Genomic DNA, 17,659 nt, shown 5'->3' on the forward strand with positions numbered 1-17,659 from the left:
GTGTTGGTTTATTGCTTGTTAAAGGTATTCAATTTTTTGTTTTCGTACTTATCCCTTTCAGTTTTTAATGAACCGAGCCAGTTCAAATACATTTCTTCCGGCATAAAGCGGTAGCCTATCTCATGGATGTGAGCGTACTCTATTTCCAATAACTTAAAATCTGCATTTGCCTTTTGGGCGTCTACCTCATTTTCTACTCGTTTTTTATGAAGCTCTGCCTTTAATATTAAAGCAGTAGCAAAATTTGGATAAGCAGCTATGGCAGCATCGGCACATTTCATCAGGAACACACCGTCATTTTCAGGAAAGGATTTTTGATAAGCGTTAGCTAAATCAATAATGAGAAGAGCAATACTCTCATTATTGTTAAGCGCTTTCATATACACGCCATTTCTTATAGCATCTAGATGTATGAAACCCGACGCCATGAGCCATGAATCATTTGGAAAAATCCCACTTGTCAGTTCCGTATTATACCATCCATTTTTTTTATTTTGGTGCTTTATATACACATGGTTAGGAGCTAAAGCAAGTTGCGCCGTCGTTCCTTGTTCCTCGCACAAAATCTTATATAAATAAGGTAATGAATGGCAATTCCCTTTTCGGCTATTAAGTAGCTTTGAAACAAACATGTTAGATATATCTTCATTGCCAAATACATCGTTAAAATCGTATTTGAATGGAATGTAGTTATACTCCTTATTATTTACAATAATTGGAATACTATCACACATGACCTGATAAGCAGCAGCCCATTTATTTACGTCTTTTTTATCATTTTCTCCGTATGCTAAAAACCTATTTTCTACGAGAGAGTTGCACAAGACAGTAAGGGTGCGGATTTCTTTGTCAACTTTAGCTATATCCAATGTACCATTCAAATAGGCATTTTCGACTGATAGCACTGCCTGTTTAAAATTATATTTACTACCATCGACCAGCATACTATTAAGAGTAATAAAACTGTCCATATAAAGCGTCTCCTGACTCTGTGCTTTTACAGAAACAGAAAATATCAAATAAAATATTATTAGTAAATTTATTTTCATTAATTCTTTAATTGTTTTGTTGACTTAATTATTGCACCCTTAAATTGTTTTTCAATAGCCTTGTTTTCTTCCCTTTGTTTTTCACCCTTCATGGATTGAAGCCACTTCTGATACTCTTCCGGTGGCATGTTTTCGTATCCTAAATTATCAATAACCGCATATTGCTTTTGCATTTCTTTAAGAAGTTCCACTGCTTTAGGATAATTGAGAATCCTTTCACGTTCCTTAGCATCAGAAATATTTATTCCTAATTGCTGCACTACATATTTCACGCGTACAGTAGCAAGATTTGCATTAATCATATTTGCTGATATGCTATTAGGATACAATTCGAGTGCCTTGTCGATAACACTTTGAGCAAATTCATCATACCCGAATTTATGAATATAGCCTTCAGCTAAATCTGAAAAGTGTTTTGATAGTAGCTCCTTTTTTGATAAATTTTCCATATAAATCTTATTCTGTAGGGCTTCCGACTTGATATAACCAGATTGAGAGATATAAGATTCTGTTGAAAACATTCCGTTGGTCAATTCAATGTTATACCATTTTCCACGATCATCAGGAAAGCGGATATATGAATGATTCGGTGATAGAGACAAATAAGCTTCCGCACCAATTTCTTCTGCAAGAATAAGATATAATAGAGGCAATGAATGACACTGTCCAGAACCTGTGGAAATGAGTTTGGACACAAAAATCTTTGAAAAATCTTTAACACCCATATAATCTTCAAAATCGTATTTGAAAGGCAAATGCGTTTGTTTCCCTAATTTCATTTCTTCCGAAAAAAACTGAAACAGTATATAGTTTTTTGCTGAATTGCTATTTTGGTCATATTTTAATTCTTTCATTTTAGCAGTCAGAAATTCTCCAGTATGATGTATAATTTGGTCAAATTGGGACTTATCTGCTTTGTTGTTGAAATAGGCATTTTCAATATCAAAATTTACGCCTTTTACGGAAAAATTATTTACATCCAACGTAAGCATCTTATCAAAAAGAATCTTATATGCGGCTGTACCCTCTATGTTTGATTTAGATGGTAAATCGTAATGAATTTCAGATCGTAGCTCATCTATGTCAGATTTCACACTGTACAAAGTCTCTTGACGAAGCTTTTCATGCTGATCTACTTCGTTCATGATACGCTTATTCTGCTGTTGCTGATACGTATTACCAGATGATGTTGAATAATTTGACGTAGGTATAATAAAATTATCCATACTCGGTGAAATAAGAGTTGGAAGAGTTGGTTGAATTACAGGCAAATCTGTCTTGGGTACAGATTGACCAGAAGCTTGTGCTGTATAAAGAAAAACGCAAAAGGCTATCTTAATAAGCTTGTAAATTTCGAAAAGATTATTATTTCTCACTTTATCTCCAACTTGGACGTACGTCCTATAGTATTTATTATTAGAACTCTGAATTTTGTCCTGTGAGGGATAAAGACAAAGAATATTTACAAAATTTTGGAGCCAACCTTAAGAAAATTCGCGAAGACAAAGGCTTTACTCAAGCCCAGCTTGCTATTGACAGCGATTTGGATATCTCCTATATCAGCCGTATTGAAAACGGCAGGATTAGTCCGTCCCTAATCTATCTCACACATCTTGCTGACGCGCTTGGCGTGGACATGAAACAGCTAATTAGCTTTTAGTAGGTAAGACTTTTCCGAAGCGAACATACAAAATATTTTTTCTATATCCTTACGGAAAAACCTCAAAAAGTAAAAACAAGTATTTTTATGTGGTTTCTTTAATGATCATCTTCAGGCACTTCCCATTTTATGTCGTGGCAGACCTATCTCATGCTCCTGCGGGTATGGCGCTCTCTGGGTCATGCTTATATCCTCGCGGATATTTCTATGCGCATCGTATTGTTTTTCGCTACTTTCAGAATACCTTGGATCTGGTATAAAAGGCATTTTAGCCATCTTGGTTACTGTTATGGTAGGAAAGTGATAATCGACCTCAACATTTCCTAGCAACAGATAACAGCCTCCTCCTTGAAAGGGATATTCTTTAAGACTGCCAGTAAAATGAGCCGTATCAAACAGTTCTCCCTCTACATCTATCCATGTTCCGAAAAACATTGCGCCCATCTTTGTAGGAACGTGCTTTCGAGAGATCAAATAAGCCAGCATTTTTACCGTTTTTTTGTGATGTTGCAATAAGTCTTTTGCCATTACATCGCCTCGGAATTTTGTCTGCAGCAGATCAAATGGCGTGCAGGATACAGGAAAGCTTAATAATTCAATTTCATCAAAAGCATCCTCAAACCTTGATCGTTCTAAAACCGGGAGATTGTATTCCTTTACTGGTTCCTGAAGAAGCATCAAACTGCGATTTTCAGGTTTAAAATTAACCAGTATTAGCCTTGCAATGACTAATAACTGGTTCTTTGTTTTTCCCGTGAAACGGAATGCTCCAATAAATATTAATATTTGGATTCCTTCGATGCCAATCGGTATTCTATTTATAAAATCTTGCAGTGATTTATATTCTCCATTTAACTGACGCTCGGTAACTATGTGATCTGCTATTTTTGTTTCCAATCCTTCAAGATGCATAAGCCCAAGGTAAACGTCAGTACCATAAAGTGTAGTTTCATATTCGCTTTTATTTACACATGGATTATGTATAGTGGCGCCTGACATCCGGGCTTCATGCACATACACTTCAGTTCTGTAAAAACCTCCTTGGTTATTAATAACCGCAACCATAAATTCAATTGGATAATGTACTTTAAGGTATAGGCTCTGATAGCTTTCTACTGCATACGAAGCTGAGTGCGCTTTGCAGAAAGAATATCCGGCAAACGATTCGATCTGGCGATAAATTTCCTGGCTAAGTTCAAAAGGATGATCTTGACGCTCACAGCATTCAAAAAAGTTATCTTTTACTTTCTGAAGGGCTGATTTCGACCTTCCTTTTCCGCTCATAGCCCTGCGCAATATATCCCCATCTGCAGCGGGAAGTCCTCCATAATGCAGGGCTATCTTTATTACGTCTTCCTGATATACCATGATGCCATACGTCTCACCGAGCTGCTCCTTAAATACTTCATGGAAGTATTCAAATTGTGTCGGGTTGTTGTGTCTGAAAATATATTCTTTCATCATTCCACTTTGGGCAACACCAGGACGAATAATGGACGATGCGGCCACAAGTATCTTGTAGTTATTACATTGTAGTCTTCTAAGAAGCCCGCGCATTGCGGGACTTTCGATATAAAAACAACCAATAGTTTGACCACGACCCAAATATTGATTGCACAAAGCCTCATCTTTAGAAAGCGATGTATCCCTAATATCAACATTTATACCACGGTTCTTACGTATCAGTTTGACACTATCATCAATATGGCCTATTCCGCGCTGGCTCAAAATATCAAATTTCTCAAAACCAATATCTTCTGCCACATGCATATCGAACAGTGCGATTGGAAATCCTTTTGGTGGCATTTCCAGCACTGTAAAATTTGTAATAGGTTCTTCAGAAATCAAAATCCCACATGAATGCATACTTCTCTGATTGGGATATTTTTCAAGCATCATTCCGTATTCCTGAACCATCCTCACCACCTTATTATTATCGTGAAGTTCTAACGGGTTTTTAGCCAAGGCATCAAGTTCCTCTTTTGGAAGTCCAAAAACTTTTCCAACTTCCCTGAATATTGATCGATATTTAAACTCAACATTGGTGCCGCAGAAAGCAACATGCTCCACTCCGTAACGGTTAAAGATATATTCTAATATTATATCACGTTCTTTCCATGACCAGTCAATATCGAAATCTGGCGGGCTTTTTCGGTTTACATTCAGGAAGCGCTCAAAATACAAATCCAGTTCAATAGGGCAGATATCGGTAATGCCGAGACAATATGCGATAATGCTGTTAGCTCCGCTGCCCCTTCCTATGTGCAAAAAGCCCATACTGATACTATATCTAATAATATCCCATGTTATGAGAAAATAACCGCTGAACTCCAATTCTTCAATGACTTTTAGCTCTTTGTCAACACGCTGTTTTGCAATAATATTATCAGGGCCATATTTTTTGATCATTCCTTCCTGGGCGAGTTCTCTCAACCGTTGCATATCCTCATCGCGGCTGTTGGTGAAATATTTTTTATTGCGCGGTATACCGAATTCATATTTAAAATTGCACCTTTCAATTATGCTTTGGGTATTCTGAATAATAGTAGGATAGAGCGTATATTTTTCCAATAATTCTGAAAGGGGCAACATTCTTTCTGAATCACTGCAATAATCCTCCATAGTTAATTTTGACCCTAGCACGTTTAGATCGACAGCACGTAATATTTTATGAAGGTTATATTCTTTTTTATTCCTAATTGTAACAGGATGCAGCATCACCATTTTATCTAACCTGTTTTTCCATTTTTCTTTATATAATATAAGAAGCTCATCAGGCTTGATACCGATGTATTCGTTTTCCTGTAAGTTTGTCGGGGCATTGCTGATAGGATAAATAACTATAACATTCTCGAAAGTCGGCGCAAGAACCGGAAGCGCTGAATCTTCAAAATTATGCTTTGTCAAAAATCGGTTCATTTCTCCTAAACCTTCACGGTTTAGGGCAAGACCAATATATCGCAATGTATGCTGGCAACGAAATTCAATTCCGATAAGGGGCTTTATAGCTGTAGCCTGACATAATTTAATAAAATCGTAAATGCCTGTTACCGTATTGATGTCAGTAAGTGCCATAGATTCTGCTTTGCATAGAATCCCCAGCTGCACCAATTCGTCAATCGGTATAGTTCCGTAGCGAAGGCTATGAAATGAATGGCAATTCAGGTACATGGCTTATTTTTTTCTTTTTAATATTTCATTTTTATTGTTGGGCTTGAATGTTGCGCCACCTCCACGCATTACAGCATCAAAACCATATCGGGTTTTCATTCTGTCCATTGCCTGGTACAACGAAAGCATTTCTTCGGTGTCTTCAAACATGTTGATCTGATAAGTACCTCTCACCAAACCGCTGAAGCGAATACCAATTAGTCGAAGTCGCATCCTTCGCTGGTAAAGTTTATTGAAAAGGTCTGTTACATTCTTCATCAGGATATGATCTGCAGAAGTGTACTGAACTCTGCATTGTTTGGTTTCGGTATCGAAATTTGCATAGCGTATTTTAATGACCACCGTTGAAGTAAGCCAGCCTTCCGAACGAAGCTGAAAAGCAAGTTTTTCCACCATACCTTGAAGTACTCTTTTGAGTTTGTCAAGATCTATGGTATCCTGTAAAAAAGTATGCTCTGTAGAAATTGATTTACGCTCCGTATACGGTTCAACTGGATTGTTATCGATACCGTTGGCTTTTTTCCATAACTCGATACCATTCTTACCAATCATCTGCTGTAATACCTCCGCTGGCATCTCTGAAAGTGTCTGGATATTTCTGACACCGATACGGGATAACAATTGAAAAGTAGCATCGCCTACCATTGGTATTTTTTTAATAGACAATGGATTAAGAAAAGGTTTTACCATATCTTCAGGTATTTCAAGATTACCTTTAGGTTTACCTTCACCTGTTGCAATTTTGGATACCGTTTTATTGACCGATAATGCAAAGCTAATCGGCAAGCCCGTTTCTTTTGTAACGGACTGTGCCAGCTCGTTAGTCCATAAGTAGGATCCGTAGAATTTATCCATACCTGTGATATCGAGATAAAATTCATCGATACTGGCTTTCTCCATGACCGGAGCTTTTTCTTCTATAACTTCAGTAACCTCATGTGATAGCCGGGAGTATAATTCCATGTCACCTTTCATCACTTTTGCCTGCGGACATAAACGCAGTGCCATTTTAATAGGCATCGCTGAGCGTACGCCGAAAGTTCTAGCTTCATAAGAGCATGACGCAACGACACCCCTTTCACCTCCGCCAATAATCAATGGAATACCATTCAATCTTGAATCAGTAAGCCTCTCACAGGACACAAAAAATGTATCCAGATCCATGTGCACAATTGCCCTTCCCATAACCTTCATTTTTGTACCAAACAAAATTAGTACAGATTGTAACAAATAAATTATATTTACTGATACAAATTGTAACAAAAACGATATGTCTTTATTTTCCGACAACATCAGAAGCTTAAGGTTGAAAAAGAAAATTTCGCAGGAAAAGGTCGCTACAAGCCTTTTAATAACACGTGGGAGGTATGCAAAGTATGAGGACGGGACTTCAGAAGCTCCCTATGAAATATTGAAAAGGATATCAAAATATTATCAGGTCAGCATTGACATCCTGCTATGCATTGACGTAAGGAAAGTCAAAATTGATGATTTGGTCAAACTTGAGGATAACAGGGTTCTATTACCAGTGATAGTGAATAATGATGGTGAAAGTTTTATAGAAATTGTTACGCAAAAAGCTAAGGCGGGCTATATGAATGGATATTCAGATCCGGAATATATCGAAAGCCTGCCGCGTATTTCACTGCCATTTTTAGGGCCGGGTATTCATAGGGGGTTTACAGTTGATGGGGATTCCATGCCTCCACATGAAGATGGTGATGTTATTGTCGCCAAATATATTGAGAGGCTAAGTGAGGTAGTAGATGGGAGGACTTATATCATTATGACTAAAAATGATGGGATCGTTTATAAAAGATTAAATAAAAATAAAAAAAATGTATTGATACTTGAATCTGACGAATCGTTTTATAATCCTTATAAAGTCAGGGCATCAGAGATTGAACAGATATGGGAATTCAAATGTAATCTGGGCAAAAAAGACAAAAAGAGGACTACCATTACTCCCGGCAGTATTGAAGAAATGTTTATGGAATTAAAGAATGACATTCGAAGACTGGAACGGAAGAGATAAATGGGATACTTGTACTATGAAGCTGGCTTATGCCAGCTTTTTTGTTTGTAATTCTCTCATACAATGCAAAATGGATCGTTTTTTGCAAATTTTGGATTGTTTTTGTTAACAATCCTTCTATTTTATTGTTCTAATTTCGCTTTATAACTGAAGATCAAAGCTTTAGTCGAACATAAATTGAAAATTAATACTTCCGTATCAGAAAAGCCGCTTTTTACTATATTAAAACTGATGAGATGAAAATACCTAAATCCATAAGAAATATTATCATTGAGATTATTTGTCTTCTTTGTATTTTGTTATTCGTCTATGCATCTGTCAGTAAAATTGTGGATTTTGAAAATTTTAGTGTACAGCTTGGACAGTCACCCATGTTAAGTGCTTTTGCTGGATGGGTTGCTATATTGGTTCCGCTGAGCGAACTTATCATAGCAATAATGTTAGCGATACCCCGTACCCGATTCGTGGGATTAGTACTGGCTTTTTCATTAATGGCAATGTTCACAGCTTATATCTATATAATACTGAATTACGGATCATATATTCCATGTTCCTGTGGCGGTGTATTGGAAAAGCTTAGTTGGCAGGAACATCTTCTTTTTAATCTTTTCTTCGTTCTTCTATTATTTCTGGCGATAATTTTAGATTTGACATCAAAAGAAGATAAGTTTTTCAAAAGACCTTTACAAGCAGCATTTAGAATACTCATACTATTTGTGTTTAATATTATAACAATGGCCCTGCTTTACGTATGGTCGGAAGATATTATCCACCACCGCAATAATTTTGTCCGGCGTTATTCTGCATTTTCTGAACCTGAGAGTAAAAAGCTTGATCTTAAATCCTCCTCTTTTTATTTTGCCGGTGCCGACGGATCAACCATCTATCTTGGTAATACACTGGCACCACGAATGTTGCTTGCCATTAATACCAGCTTTAATAAAGTAGACCGTATTCTAATTGAGCTTGATCATATGGATTTGCCTTTCAGGGCAGTTCATATTCGGGTTGCACCTCCATTTTTTTATCTTACCGATGGTACTGTGCCTTGCGTATTTCGTGGTAATCTGAAAGATTGGAAGGCAAAGCTAATTGATAAACAGGAAGTACCTTTTACTCATGCTGAGCCTATTGATTCCCTTCATATGGTGATACGCGCAATCCATCCCACACAAATGCAGAACTCCCTTGCGTTATTGGATTTTAACAGCTCAACAAATCCTATATGGAAGCCCGGCCTAATTATATCCCAAAAGGATGGTATTTTTGACAGTGATGGTCTATTATTTAGAAATGGATACACTTCCGATTTTCACTACATCTATTTTTATCGTAATGAATTTTTCAGATTGGATAGCAGCCTAATAATGAGAGGAAGGGCACATACTATTGATACCGTTTATCAGGCTAATTTGAAGGTTGCTTATTTAAAAGATCGTCACGAGAGAAAATTATCGGCACCTCCTCTTATTGTCAACAGAACCGCAGCGGCATATGACAATATATTATTTGTGAACTCCCAGCTAATCGGGCGATATGAAGATGCACAGATGTGGAGGCAGGCCAGCATCATAGATGTCTATAATATAAACAATAATTCATACGATTCCAGTTTTTACATCTACCATGTGGAAAACAAACCCATGCGCAGTTTTATGGTTCAGGGAAATACGTTATATGCTCTTAGCGGAAATTGGATATCGAAAGTACCTCTTAATAAAGATCTTACCAATAAATATAAATCAAAGTCCGTAAACTTAACTAAAAGCAATTAGTTTTAAATATACCCGGCCGGGGTATCAGGGATTTAGCCGAAAACCTGAAAAAGAGTAGGCTGCAAACCATAATTTTTTAAATCATGAAAACAAGATTATTGAAATTCATCTTGCCTGTCGTAGTGATGGGATTTGCCGCAGCAGCGGCGATGAATGCACCGCAGAATTCGGTAAAAAATGCACTTGTTAATGAGGTGGGGTATATACGCCACAGCAATCTTACCGATTGTGAACCATCCGACGAGTGCTCTCCTACGGGAAGCCAAATGTGTACGGTGGGAGATGTTCCAGGAGCTACACGCTTATGGAAAAAGAATCAGAACAACCAATGCATTGTGCAGCTTTTCCGCCCACAATAGCAAAAAAGCAATGCAGCCCCAGGGCTGCATTGTTATTAAAAATTGGGTTCCATCCAGTCTTTCTTTTCAAGTCCTTTAAGATAATGTCCAAAGAAGATTTCAATTTTATGGGTCAGATCCATAATTGCCTTTCGATCTTCAAAAGCATGGTCTTCTTCTGGATAAACAAGAAGAATACTTGGTTTTCCCAATCGTCTAAGGGCAAAATAAAATTCACGGCTTTGATTATGACGAATCTGTTTATCCTTTCCTCCAGTATAAATTAAGATAGGCGTTTTTACACCTGCTGCCTGATAAACAGGAGAATTTTCGATATACCCCTGAATGTTTTCATGGAAAGGTTTTCCCATTCTCATTTGGAAAGTTTCAAACCGGAAATATTCCGGAATATTGTAGTTTTCTGCCAAGGAAAAATAGCTGCTTGCAAAATCCGTAACCCCTGCTCCAGCGGCAATAGCTTTGAACATAGTGCTTTTGGTAGCAATAAAGCTCGCTTCATATCCGCCAAAAGAATAGCCTATAAGACCTAACCGCGCAGCGTCAATTCCAGCTTCTTCTGTAATAGCAGCTATCACACCTGCCTGAGTGCAATTCAGTGCAGAATCGCCTGGGCTGCCGAGTTGGTACACAATATCTGGCAGAAAAACGAAATAGCCTTTGTTGGTTAAATTTGTAACATTAAAACCTTCACCATCGTAAAGGCTTGGCCTTATAAAATAATGTAAGCGCTGGGATTGTTTTTCATATACGTGAACGACCATCGGGTATTTTTTTCCTTTTCTAAAATCTGCCGGATAATATAATATCCCTCCTAGTGAATGATTTTTCCATTGATAAGAAATTCGCTTTGATTCTCCCCAGTAAAATTCTGCGATTGACTTTTGATTTTGCGTTACATCTACAATTGGGCCTTTTCCTCTGCGGCAACGAATTGCTGTGGGACTGTCATAACGCTCCGAATACCAGCTAATGGTCTTCCCGGCTTGCGCCAGATTGTAGTTACGTGACTGGTCAAAAACTATAGTTTCCAGTACACCATTTTTCTTTAAGAGATAATACCCTGTTTTGCTATAGTCCGGGGCACTGGCCTCAAGGACAATATCTTTTGTCATATCCACGCTGGAGCTACCCCAGCCATTGATAATAGGTTTTAAAGGACTAACGGCATGTTGCTGGGGTATCCTTAAAATAATATTATGCTCCCTTCCATTGGTCAGCCGCTTGGTATATCTACCGTCAGCCGATACCAGCCAAATATCAAAATCATCACACAGAAGTATCGATCTACCATCCTTTGTCCAGAGAACAGGTGCATTAGGTGCTACCTTAGAGCTTGGTGTATCTGAGCCAGCCAGAAAATTATGTGACAACTTTGCATGAATGCCCTTCGAAAAATTATAATTGTACCAATGACCTTGTGTAAAGTAGGTCAGGTATTTACCATCAGGAGATATCTGCCATGACATGGAGCTGTTTTGCTGATTCTTTAGAAGAATCTTTTTTTCTCCTGTTTCTACCTTCAATAAGTACAGGTCAATATTAGAAACCCATTCAAATTGAGGTTCATAGTGATCCGTGTTCCATAGCAAAGCATATTTCCCACCGGGGACAAGTGCGGCTTGAGGATAATCCGTAGTAGTGAGTTGCTGAATTTTGCCTGTCTTGGGATTCCAAAGTAAAGTTTTAGGGGCATATTTCCAATTATGGGTTTCTATAGCTTTAGGGTATATTACCTTATCCAAAGTATTCCATACTTCCACTATTGGGGTTTCAATTGATGATAATGCAGCATCCCGTATTGTAGCAAGTACTTCGCCTCGTGGTGTCAGGCTTAGATTTCCGTCAAAATCGATTTTCATCCCGTTTGAAAAATGGCTGTTATTTAATTGCCTTAACTCATTACGGTTAATGTCAAAATAAAATACTGTCGTGTCGCGCTCGGTTTTACAATAAAAAGATACAGATTTATTGTCTTCAGACCATATAGGTTTCGAAATAGTTAGATCTTGATATTCGCCTAAACTGATTTCACTTTCAGAAATTTTTTCCTTTGAGTTTAATAATGATAGATGCAACCAGCTCTTTTTATTCGTGTGCGTTATATAAAGAAGAGCCTGTCTTGAAGAGGAAACTGAAAATTGCTTAATGTCTTTGATCTCTTTTAATTTACTGCCTTCGTTATTCCACACTGCTATACAATTAAATTCAGGATTAGCAGCCACAAGATATGATTCCCAAACAACTGTTTTGCCGGTTTGTCCAATATTGTGATGCTTCCCGGAAGTTAGCTCAATAAGACAGCCGTTTTTTCCTTTGTTCTGAAAGTAAAAAATTTCATTTTCAAGAAAATTGCCTTGTAGGGCTGCAGCAAATTTGTAACAGTTCCTGCCACTGCTTGCCGCAACAAAAAGAGTATCTTGCCCTGCATCGTAATGCACGGACCAACTCACCCATTTTCCATCCTGCGAAATTGGGCCGGGTTTTATCATTCCCCACTTGTTGTAATCCTGTTCTGTCAGCTGTCTTTTAAGAGGCAGCCCCTGTGCGGGACAGCTTGCATAAATTACGAAAAGTAAAAAAAGTAGTATGACGCTATTTTGATTAAAATATTTCATAATTAATAACCCGGATTTTGGGGCTTGAGATTCGGATTCAGGCTTAACTCACTTTCCGCAATGGGCAAGAGCCTGTTAGTAGCATCCCATCCTGGTTTTACTGTTTCCAAAGCAGCATCAAGCTGGTTGTAACGTTTTAAGTCCATAAATCTATGGCCATACTCGGTAAACAATTCGACCCTTCTTTCCTTCAGGATAGCCTGAATAACTTCTTCCTGAGATACAGCCAGACAATTTCCTAAACCAGCTGTATTTCTAATTACATTCAAATCTTCAAGTGCTCCAATAAGCTCGCCCTGACGCGCCCTGGCTTCAGCCCTAATGAGATATTGCTCTGCGAGGCGTAATATTTTTGAATATTCAACAGAACTCCCAGTATTTGTACGCTCTTTGTATTTGTAGGCATGGTACCATGTACCGTTATTATTGGTGACTTTACGTGTCCAGTTGCTTAGGCGAAGATCCCCTGTTTCGAAGGCCGCAATTAAATCGAGTCTCAGGCTTACCACAGTGGGTGTTGAATTGAAGTAAAAGGAGGAAGCTTCGTCTGTGTTTAATCCTTCATTTCTTGGTTTGAGCTGCAAGATCGTGGTAGCGTTATCTTTTAAAAATACTTGGCTCAGGTCAGTGTCCCATACATAAAGCTCAGTCTGGTTCAGGACAGCTGAAGCCTCGTTTGCCGCTTCTGCCCAGCGCTGTGCATACAAGTATACTCTTGCCAGTAATGCACGGGCGGCAAATGAATTGGGCCTTACCCTATCAATGTCGATATATGCATCGGGGAGTAATTGTGCAGCCTGCTCTAAATCATCTATTAATTTCTGGTTGAATTCTGCTTGGGATACCCGGCTTGCAATACGATTGATACGGTAATCTGTTGTGGTTATATAAGGTACTTCTCCCCAAAGCTGATTTAAATAAAAATGTTCAAGAGCACGTATGAAAAGGGCTTCACCTATTAATTGCTGTTTGTCGGATTCTTGCAGTGTTTGAGAAGCAGCTACCCCTACTATAACAGCATTTGTAGCATAAATCTGTGAATAGGTATTGTTCCACATAACATCAAGACCGGCTGTAGAAGGAAGTACACTATTATTATAAAATGCGGTTTGAATAGCAGTGCTGCCATACCAGGTGAGCTCGTCAGCATAAAGACCAAGGCGGTATCCTGTTCCGCTGTTTTTTCCCGAAAGCAGGCTTGCTTCCCTTATGCGAGCATAAACATCCGTTAGGGCAGCTGTAGCAGTACTTGAATTTTCAAATACTGCATTCGTGTCAAGCTGCGTTGGGGTGAGGCCAGTCTCGGTAAAATTATCACATCCTCCCATAAGGGGCAATATGGCGATAAGACTTAAGGAAGCCTTTATCATCGTGTTTTTATAAAATTTTGTTTTCATTTTTTCTATATTTTAAAAACTTATTTGTGTGCCGATAGTAAGGATTCGAAGTGGAGGTAATGTTCCAACAGCACGGAACTCAGGATCAGGTCCCTTAAAAGACGTAAAGGTCAAGAGGTTCTGTCCCTGTAAATAAAGCCTGCATTTGGTATTGCCTATCCATTTGGCAGGCAGGTTATAGGAGAGTTGAAGGTTTTTCAAACGTATATAAGATGCATCTGTAATTACAGCATCACTGGCTGCATAATTAAAGAAAGCACTTTCTACATCCGAATTTACTCCTGTTGTATAAAGCTGCACAGCACCGCTATCTCCAGGAACAGACCAGTGATCGAGAATTTGTGTCGATCTATTGCCCATTTCTCCCGGAACACCAATAATTTTTCTTGGATCAATATTGTCCTGCTTTACAAACTGAAGCAAAAAGTCAAGCTGCCAATTCTTATACCGGAATTGATTTTGCACGCCGCCATAAAATTTGGGATTGAGATTAAGCAAAACATGCTTATCACTTGGAGAATTTATAGAACCATCGCCATTTATATCTTCAAAAGTGTAAATTCCTGATTGTGAATCCAACCCTGTGTAGTGAAATAGCTTAATGATATTCAGGGGTTGTCCAATTACATATTGATTAGAATAAGTGGAATTTTCCAATCCCGGAAAGGATAGCAGTTTATTTTTTACTGATGTGAAATTAAAATCCGTGGTCCAGCTAAAATCTTTGGTCTGTATATTAGTCGTCTGTAGTGTCAATTCGATGCCTTTATTTTCTACGGTGGCATCAAGATTAGCCTGAAGTGAAGGAAAGCCTGTTGTTCCAGGCATAGGCACACCTACGAGTTGATTCGAAGAATGATTACGGTACCAGCCGGCAGTGAATTGAATTTTGTCCTGTAAAAATCCAGTTTCTAAGGCAAATTCCAATTTTTTATTGGTTTCCCATCCAAAATCTGGATTGTACAGGCGGCTAGGCTGCAATCCCGGAATTCCCTGATAGTTGTTGCCCGAGGTACCATAACTGTCCAAATATTGGTAATTACCTATTTGGTCATTGCCGGTGATTCCATAGCTAGCCCTGAGTTTTCCCAAACTAAGGACATCCTGTTTAACAAACCAATCTTCGCTTGAGAAAATCCATGCCGCGCCTATTGCCCCAAACCATGCAAAACGATTTGACGGACCAAAGCGGCTAGAACCGTCTCTTCTTCCTGTAAGATTTACAATATAACGATTATCCAACTGCAAATTTAGACGTCCAAAAAGGGCCTGATATTTATATATGAACTCATCGTTGCCTGATACTGTAAGGTAGGTTGCTGCTGCGGGATTATTCATCAGGCTGTTATGGGCGAAACCTAATGCTGACATGGCAATCTGCTCGTTATCCTGTCTTTGAAAAGTGGCTCCTCCTAGTAAGTCAGTCTGAAGCCTGCCCCATAAATTTTTCCAATTAAGTTGAGGTTCAATAATCCAGGAGCGACGTGCCACATCATTATAATAAATGGCCGAAGATTCAGCGCCAAGCCCATAATTTGGCAGATAGATAGTATAAGGATAAACGGATGCCTCGTGATGTTTAAGGTCCGTATAGCCTAAACTAGTCTTAAGGGTAATATCCTGCGAGACTTTATACGATAACTGGATATTGGCAATCAAATCATACGTCTGTGATTGTGAGCTTCCCAGAAAGTTTCTTGCAGGGTTATTCTCAAAGGTGTTGTTCTCCCAATTGATGTTACCCTGCGCATCATACATTTCAGGTGCATTTGGCGGAGTGGTTATTGCTTCGAGTGTTGGATCTGCAAGGGGCTGATTGTTATGTTGAACTGTATAACCGCCTGAAAAATCCAAGTGGAAGTGTTTATCCTTGGACTGATGTGAGATACTTGTTCTTACATTAGCCTTTTTGTATCCATAGTCGCCCGGAAAGACCGTGGTTTCATGATTAAAATTACTAGATAGTAAAAACTGGGTATATTCACTGCCACCTTGTATACCTGCACTGAGGTTTGTAATTTGGGCACTATTGCCTAATAATTTTTTCTGCCAGTCTGTATAACGATTAGGATCCCAAGTTCCGTTGATATCATAAGCGCCCTCGGGATATTCAGTAATGCCATCATTTTGAAATGCTTCAGCTCGAACTGTCAGGTATTGCTTCGTATTAAGAAGATCCATGAAATGTGCTACTTGTGCCACTCCGCTTGAAAAATTTACGTTAACCGTTGTTTGTCCTGCTTTACCTTTTTTAGTTGTAACCAGTACGACACCATTAGCGCCTCGCGATCCGTAAATAGAAGTGGCATCGGCATCTTTTAGTACTTCTATACTTTGTATATCGCCAGGATTCAGGTTATTTAAGGGACTTGTAAAAGTGTTCAGCACGCTCATAGTCCCGCTAAAGCCGATGGCTTCTGATGAATACGGCACACCATCTATGATAAAGAGAGGAGCATTGCCATCAGACCTAATGCTGTTACGTCCACGGATTTGAATTTCAAAACCACCTCCTGCAATTCCTGTGTTCTGTGTTATCTCCACACCAGCCATTCTTCCCTGCATGGTTGCCAAAACATTGTTTACAGGTTGAGTTTCGATATCCTTGGATGTAATGCGGGCAATACTTCCGGTTCTTTCTTTGTCATTTACACTGTAATAACCTGCATTGATGGTCACCTCCTTAAGCTGTGTACTGTCTTCTGCTAATATCACAATTATGGAAGTTTGGTTTCCAACCATTATTTCCTGTGTGGCATAACCTAAAAATGAAAAGATGAGTACGTCTGTTGAATTAGCCGTAATTGAAAAATTGCCTTTTTCATCTGTTACGGCTGAAGTTGTAGTTCCTTTGACAATGACCGTCACGCTTGGAAGTGGTCCAGTGACATCGGTAACTGTACCTGTAATTTGATGTTGTAACTGCTTCGTGTAGGTTCTGAACGTTAGTCCAGTGGCATTACTATGATTAGAAAGCAGTACGGCAAAAATAAAAATACAAAGACAGGTAGGCCTGCCCTTGTTAAATGAAAGATTTTTCATAAATTTAGAAAGGATTAAAATTGAACAATAGTTTGATTTTCTCTAGCCTTCTATACGAATATTCCACTACGAGTATTAGAAGGCTTTTCTTGTTAATTAATTCACCATAGGCATAACTTGGTTTTTTGATTATTTCAATACGTTAATAGCTGTTATTGGATTTTAGGTCTGCGCTCCTGCAGATAATGTAAATGGCGAAGCTGATAGCATAAGCCCGACCCTTCCCCCGACTAATTCAGCAGGATACCAGTACAGGGCCAGGCATTATAAATAAAAAGTAAAGACTACACCATAAGCAAACCAATTATAGGTTAAACAAAGACGCTGCGATCTTTCAATAGTGAAGTAGCTTTGAGAAGTTGAGTTATAACCAAAAAAAGAAGCGTGGGTACTCATCTTACTGCATCGGAGGTACTGGTATACCCATACGCGCGAATAAGTGAGCCCACGCCCTTTAAGGCGTGAGCATTTGCACTTATCTTCCCGCGCGTACAAAAATTACCAGTTTTCCGATGCGGGTTCAAAGCGAATGCTTCAAATATTTTTATTAGAAGTA

At 38.6% G+C, this 17,659-nt stretch carries 11 protein-coding genes; 4 read left to right on the top strand and 7 right to left on the bottom strand.

The window, feature by feature from the left end; translation table 11 throughout:
* Window positions 1–8: 8 nt before the first annotated feature.
* Both H600_RS0100300 and H600_RS22435 read right to left on the bottom strand, forming a co-directional pair.
* Window positions 9–1,049: a hypothetical protein gene (locus tag H600_RS0100300; protein WP_026726914.1), complete on the bottom strand. Its 1,041-nt coding sequence runs from the start codon at window positions 1,047–1,049 to the stop codon at window positions 9–11.
* Window positions 1,049–2,425 (bottom strand): hypothetical protein, encoded by a 1,377-nt coding sequence (locus tag H600_RS22435; RefSeq protein WP_051234333.1) that lies wholly within the window; start codon window positions 2,423–2,425, stop codon window positions 1,049–1,051. The genes H600_RS0100300 and H600_RS22435 overlap by 1 nt, the downstream gene beginning before the upstream one ends.
* A gap of 62 nt (window positions 2,426–2,487) precedes the next feature.
* Here H600_RS22435 and H600_RS0100310 point away from each other — a divergent pair, with 62 nt between their 5' ends.
* Window positions 2,488–2,709, top strand: coding sequence for a helix-turn-helix domain-containing protein (locus H600_RS0100310; RefSeq protein WP_026726915.1), 222 nt, complete (start codon window positions 2,488–2,490; stop codon window positions 2,707–2,709).
* A gap of 111 nt (window positions 2,710–2,820) precedes the next feature.
* On the opposite strand, the gene H600_RS0100315 is transcribed toward H600_RS0100310, so the two are convergent.
* Together H600_RS0100315 and dinB are read right to left on the bottom strand one after the other, a co-directional pair.
* The gene (locus H600_RS0100315) at window positions 2,821–5,880 is read right to left on the bottom strand and encodes a DNA polymerase III subunit alpha (RefSeq protein ID WP_026726916.1); all 3,060 of its coding nucleotides are present in this window, start codon (window positions 5,878–5,880) and stop codon (window positions 2,821–2,823) included.
* A gap of 3 nt (window positions 5,881–5,883) precedes the next feature.
* A complete protein-coding gene (gene dinB, locus H600_RS0100320) occupies window positions 5,884–7,065 on the bottom strand; it encodes a DNA polymerase IV (RefSeq protein WP_026726917.1) in 1,182 nt (393 codons plus the stop codon).
* A gap of 85 nt (window positions 7,066–7,150) precedes the next feature.
* Between dinB and H600_RS0100325 the strand changes: the two genes are divergently transcribed.
* From H600_RS0100325 to H600_RS0100335, 3 genes are all read left to right on the top strand, one after another.
* Entirely contained in the window at window positions 7,151–7,915 is a 765-nt protein-coding gene (locus tag H600_RS0100325) for an XRE family transcriptional regulator (protein WP_026726918.1), read from the top strand.
* A gap of 236 nt (window positions 7,916–8,151) precedes the next feature.
* On the top strand, window positions 8,152–9,690 hold the full coding sequence (locus H600_RS22825; protein WP_026726919.1) for a DoxX family protein: 1,539 nt from the start codon (window positions 8,152–8,154) through the stop codon (window positions 9,688–9,690).
* A gap of 83 nt (window positions 9,691–9,773) precedes the next feature.
* Complete coding sequence (locus H600_RS0100335; RefSeq protein WP_026726920.1) at window positions 9,774–10,049, top strand: DUF6520 family protein; 276 nt, start codon at window positions 9,774–9,776, stop codon at window positions 10,047–10,049.
* A gap of 35 nt (window positions 10,050–10,084) precedes the next feature.
* On the opposite strand, the gene H600_RS0100340 is transcribed toward H600_RS0100335, so the two are convergent.
* From H600_RS0100340 to H600_RS0100350, 3 genes are read right to left on the bottom strand one after another with little or no spacing between them, the layout of a single operon-like run.
* Window positions 10,085–12,664 (bottom strand): S9 family peptidase, encoded by a 2,580-nt coding sequence (locus H600_RS0100340; RefSeq protein ID WP_026726921.1) that lies wholly within the window; start codon window positions 12,662–12,664, stop codon window positions 10,085–10,087.
* 2 nt (window positions 12,665–12,666) lie between these two features.
* A complete protein-coding gene (locus H600_RS0100345; protein WP_026726922.1) occupies window positions 12,667–14,061 on the bottom strand; it encodes a RagB/SusD family nutrient uptake outer membrane protein in 1,395 nt (464 codons plus the stop codon).
* Window positions 14,062–14,073: 12 nt separating this feature from the next.
* A complete protein-coding gene (locus H600_RS0100350) occupies window positions 14,074–17,103 on the bottom strand; it encodes a SusC/RagA family TonB-linked outer membrane protein (RefSeq protein ID WP_026726923.1) in 3,030 nt (1,009 codons plus the stop codon).
* Window positions 17,104–17,659 lie beyond the last annotated feature (556 nt).

Source organism: Flavobacterium denitrificans DSM 15936 (genome assembly GCF_000425445.1).
GTDB lineage: Bacteria > Bacteroidota > Bacteroidia > Flavobacteriales > Flavobacteriaceae > Flavobacterium > Flavobacterium denitrificans.

Excerpts from the sequence above, each read along its gene's own strand:
- H600_RS0100350 (WP_026726923.1), bottom strand. The coding sequence starts at position 17,103 with ATGAAAAATCTTTCATTTAACAAGGGCAGGCCTACCTGTCTTTGTATT.
- H600_RS0100345 (WP_026726922.1), bottom strand. The coding sequence starts at position 14,061 with ATGAAAACAAAATTTTATAAAAACACGATGATAAAGGCTTCCTTAAGT.
- H600_RS0100325 (WP_026726918.1), top strand. The coding sequence starts at position 7,151 with ATGTCTTTATTTTCCGACAACATCAGAAGCTTAAGGTTGAAAAAGAAA.
- H600_RS0100335 (WP_026726920.1), top strand. The coding sequence starts at position 9,774 with ATGAAAACAAGATTATTGAAATTCATCTTGCCTGTCGTAGTGATGGGA.
- dinB (WP_026726917.1), bottom strand. The coding sequence starts at position 7,065 with ATGGGAAGGGCAATTGTGCACATGGATCTGGATACATTTTTTGTGTCC.
- H600_RS0100300 (WP_026726914.1), bottom strand. The coding sequence starts at position 1,049 with ATGAAAATAAATTTACTAATAATATTTTATTTGATATTTTCTGTTTCT.
- H600_RS22825 (WP_026726919.1), top strand. The coding sequence starts at position 8,152 with ATGAAAATACCTAAATCCATAAGAAATATTATCATTGAGATTATTTGT.
- H600_RS0100340 (WP_026726921.1), bottom strand. The coding sequence starts at position 12,664 with ATGAAATATTTTAATCAAAATAGCGTCATACTACTTTTTTTACTTTTC.
- H600_RS0100315 (WP_026726916.1), bottom strand. The coding sequence starts at position 5,880 with ATGTACCTGAATTGCCATTCATTTCATAGCCTTCGCTACGGAACTATA.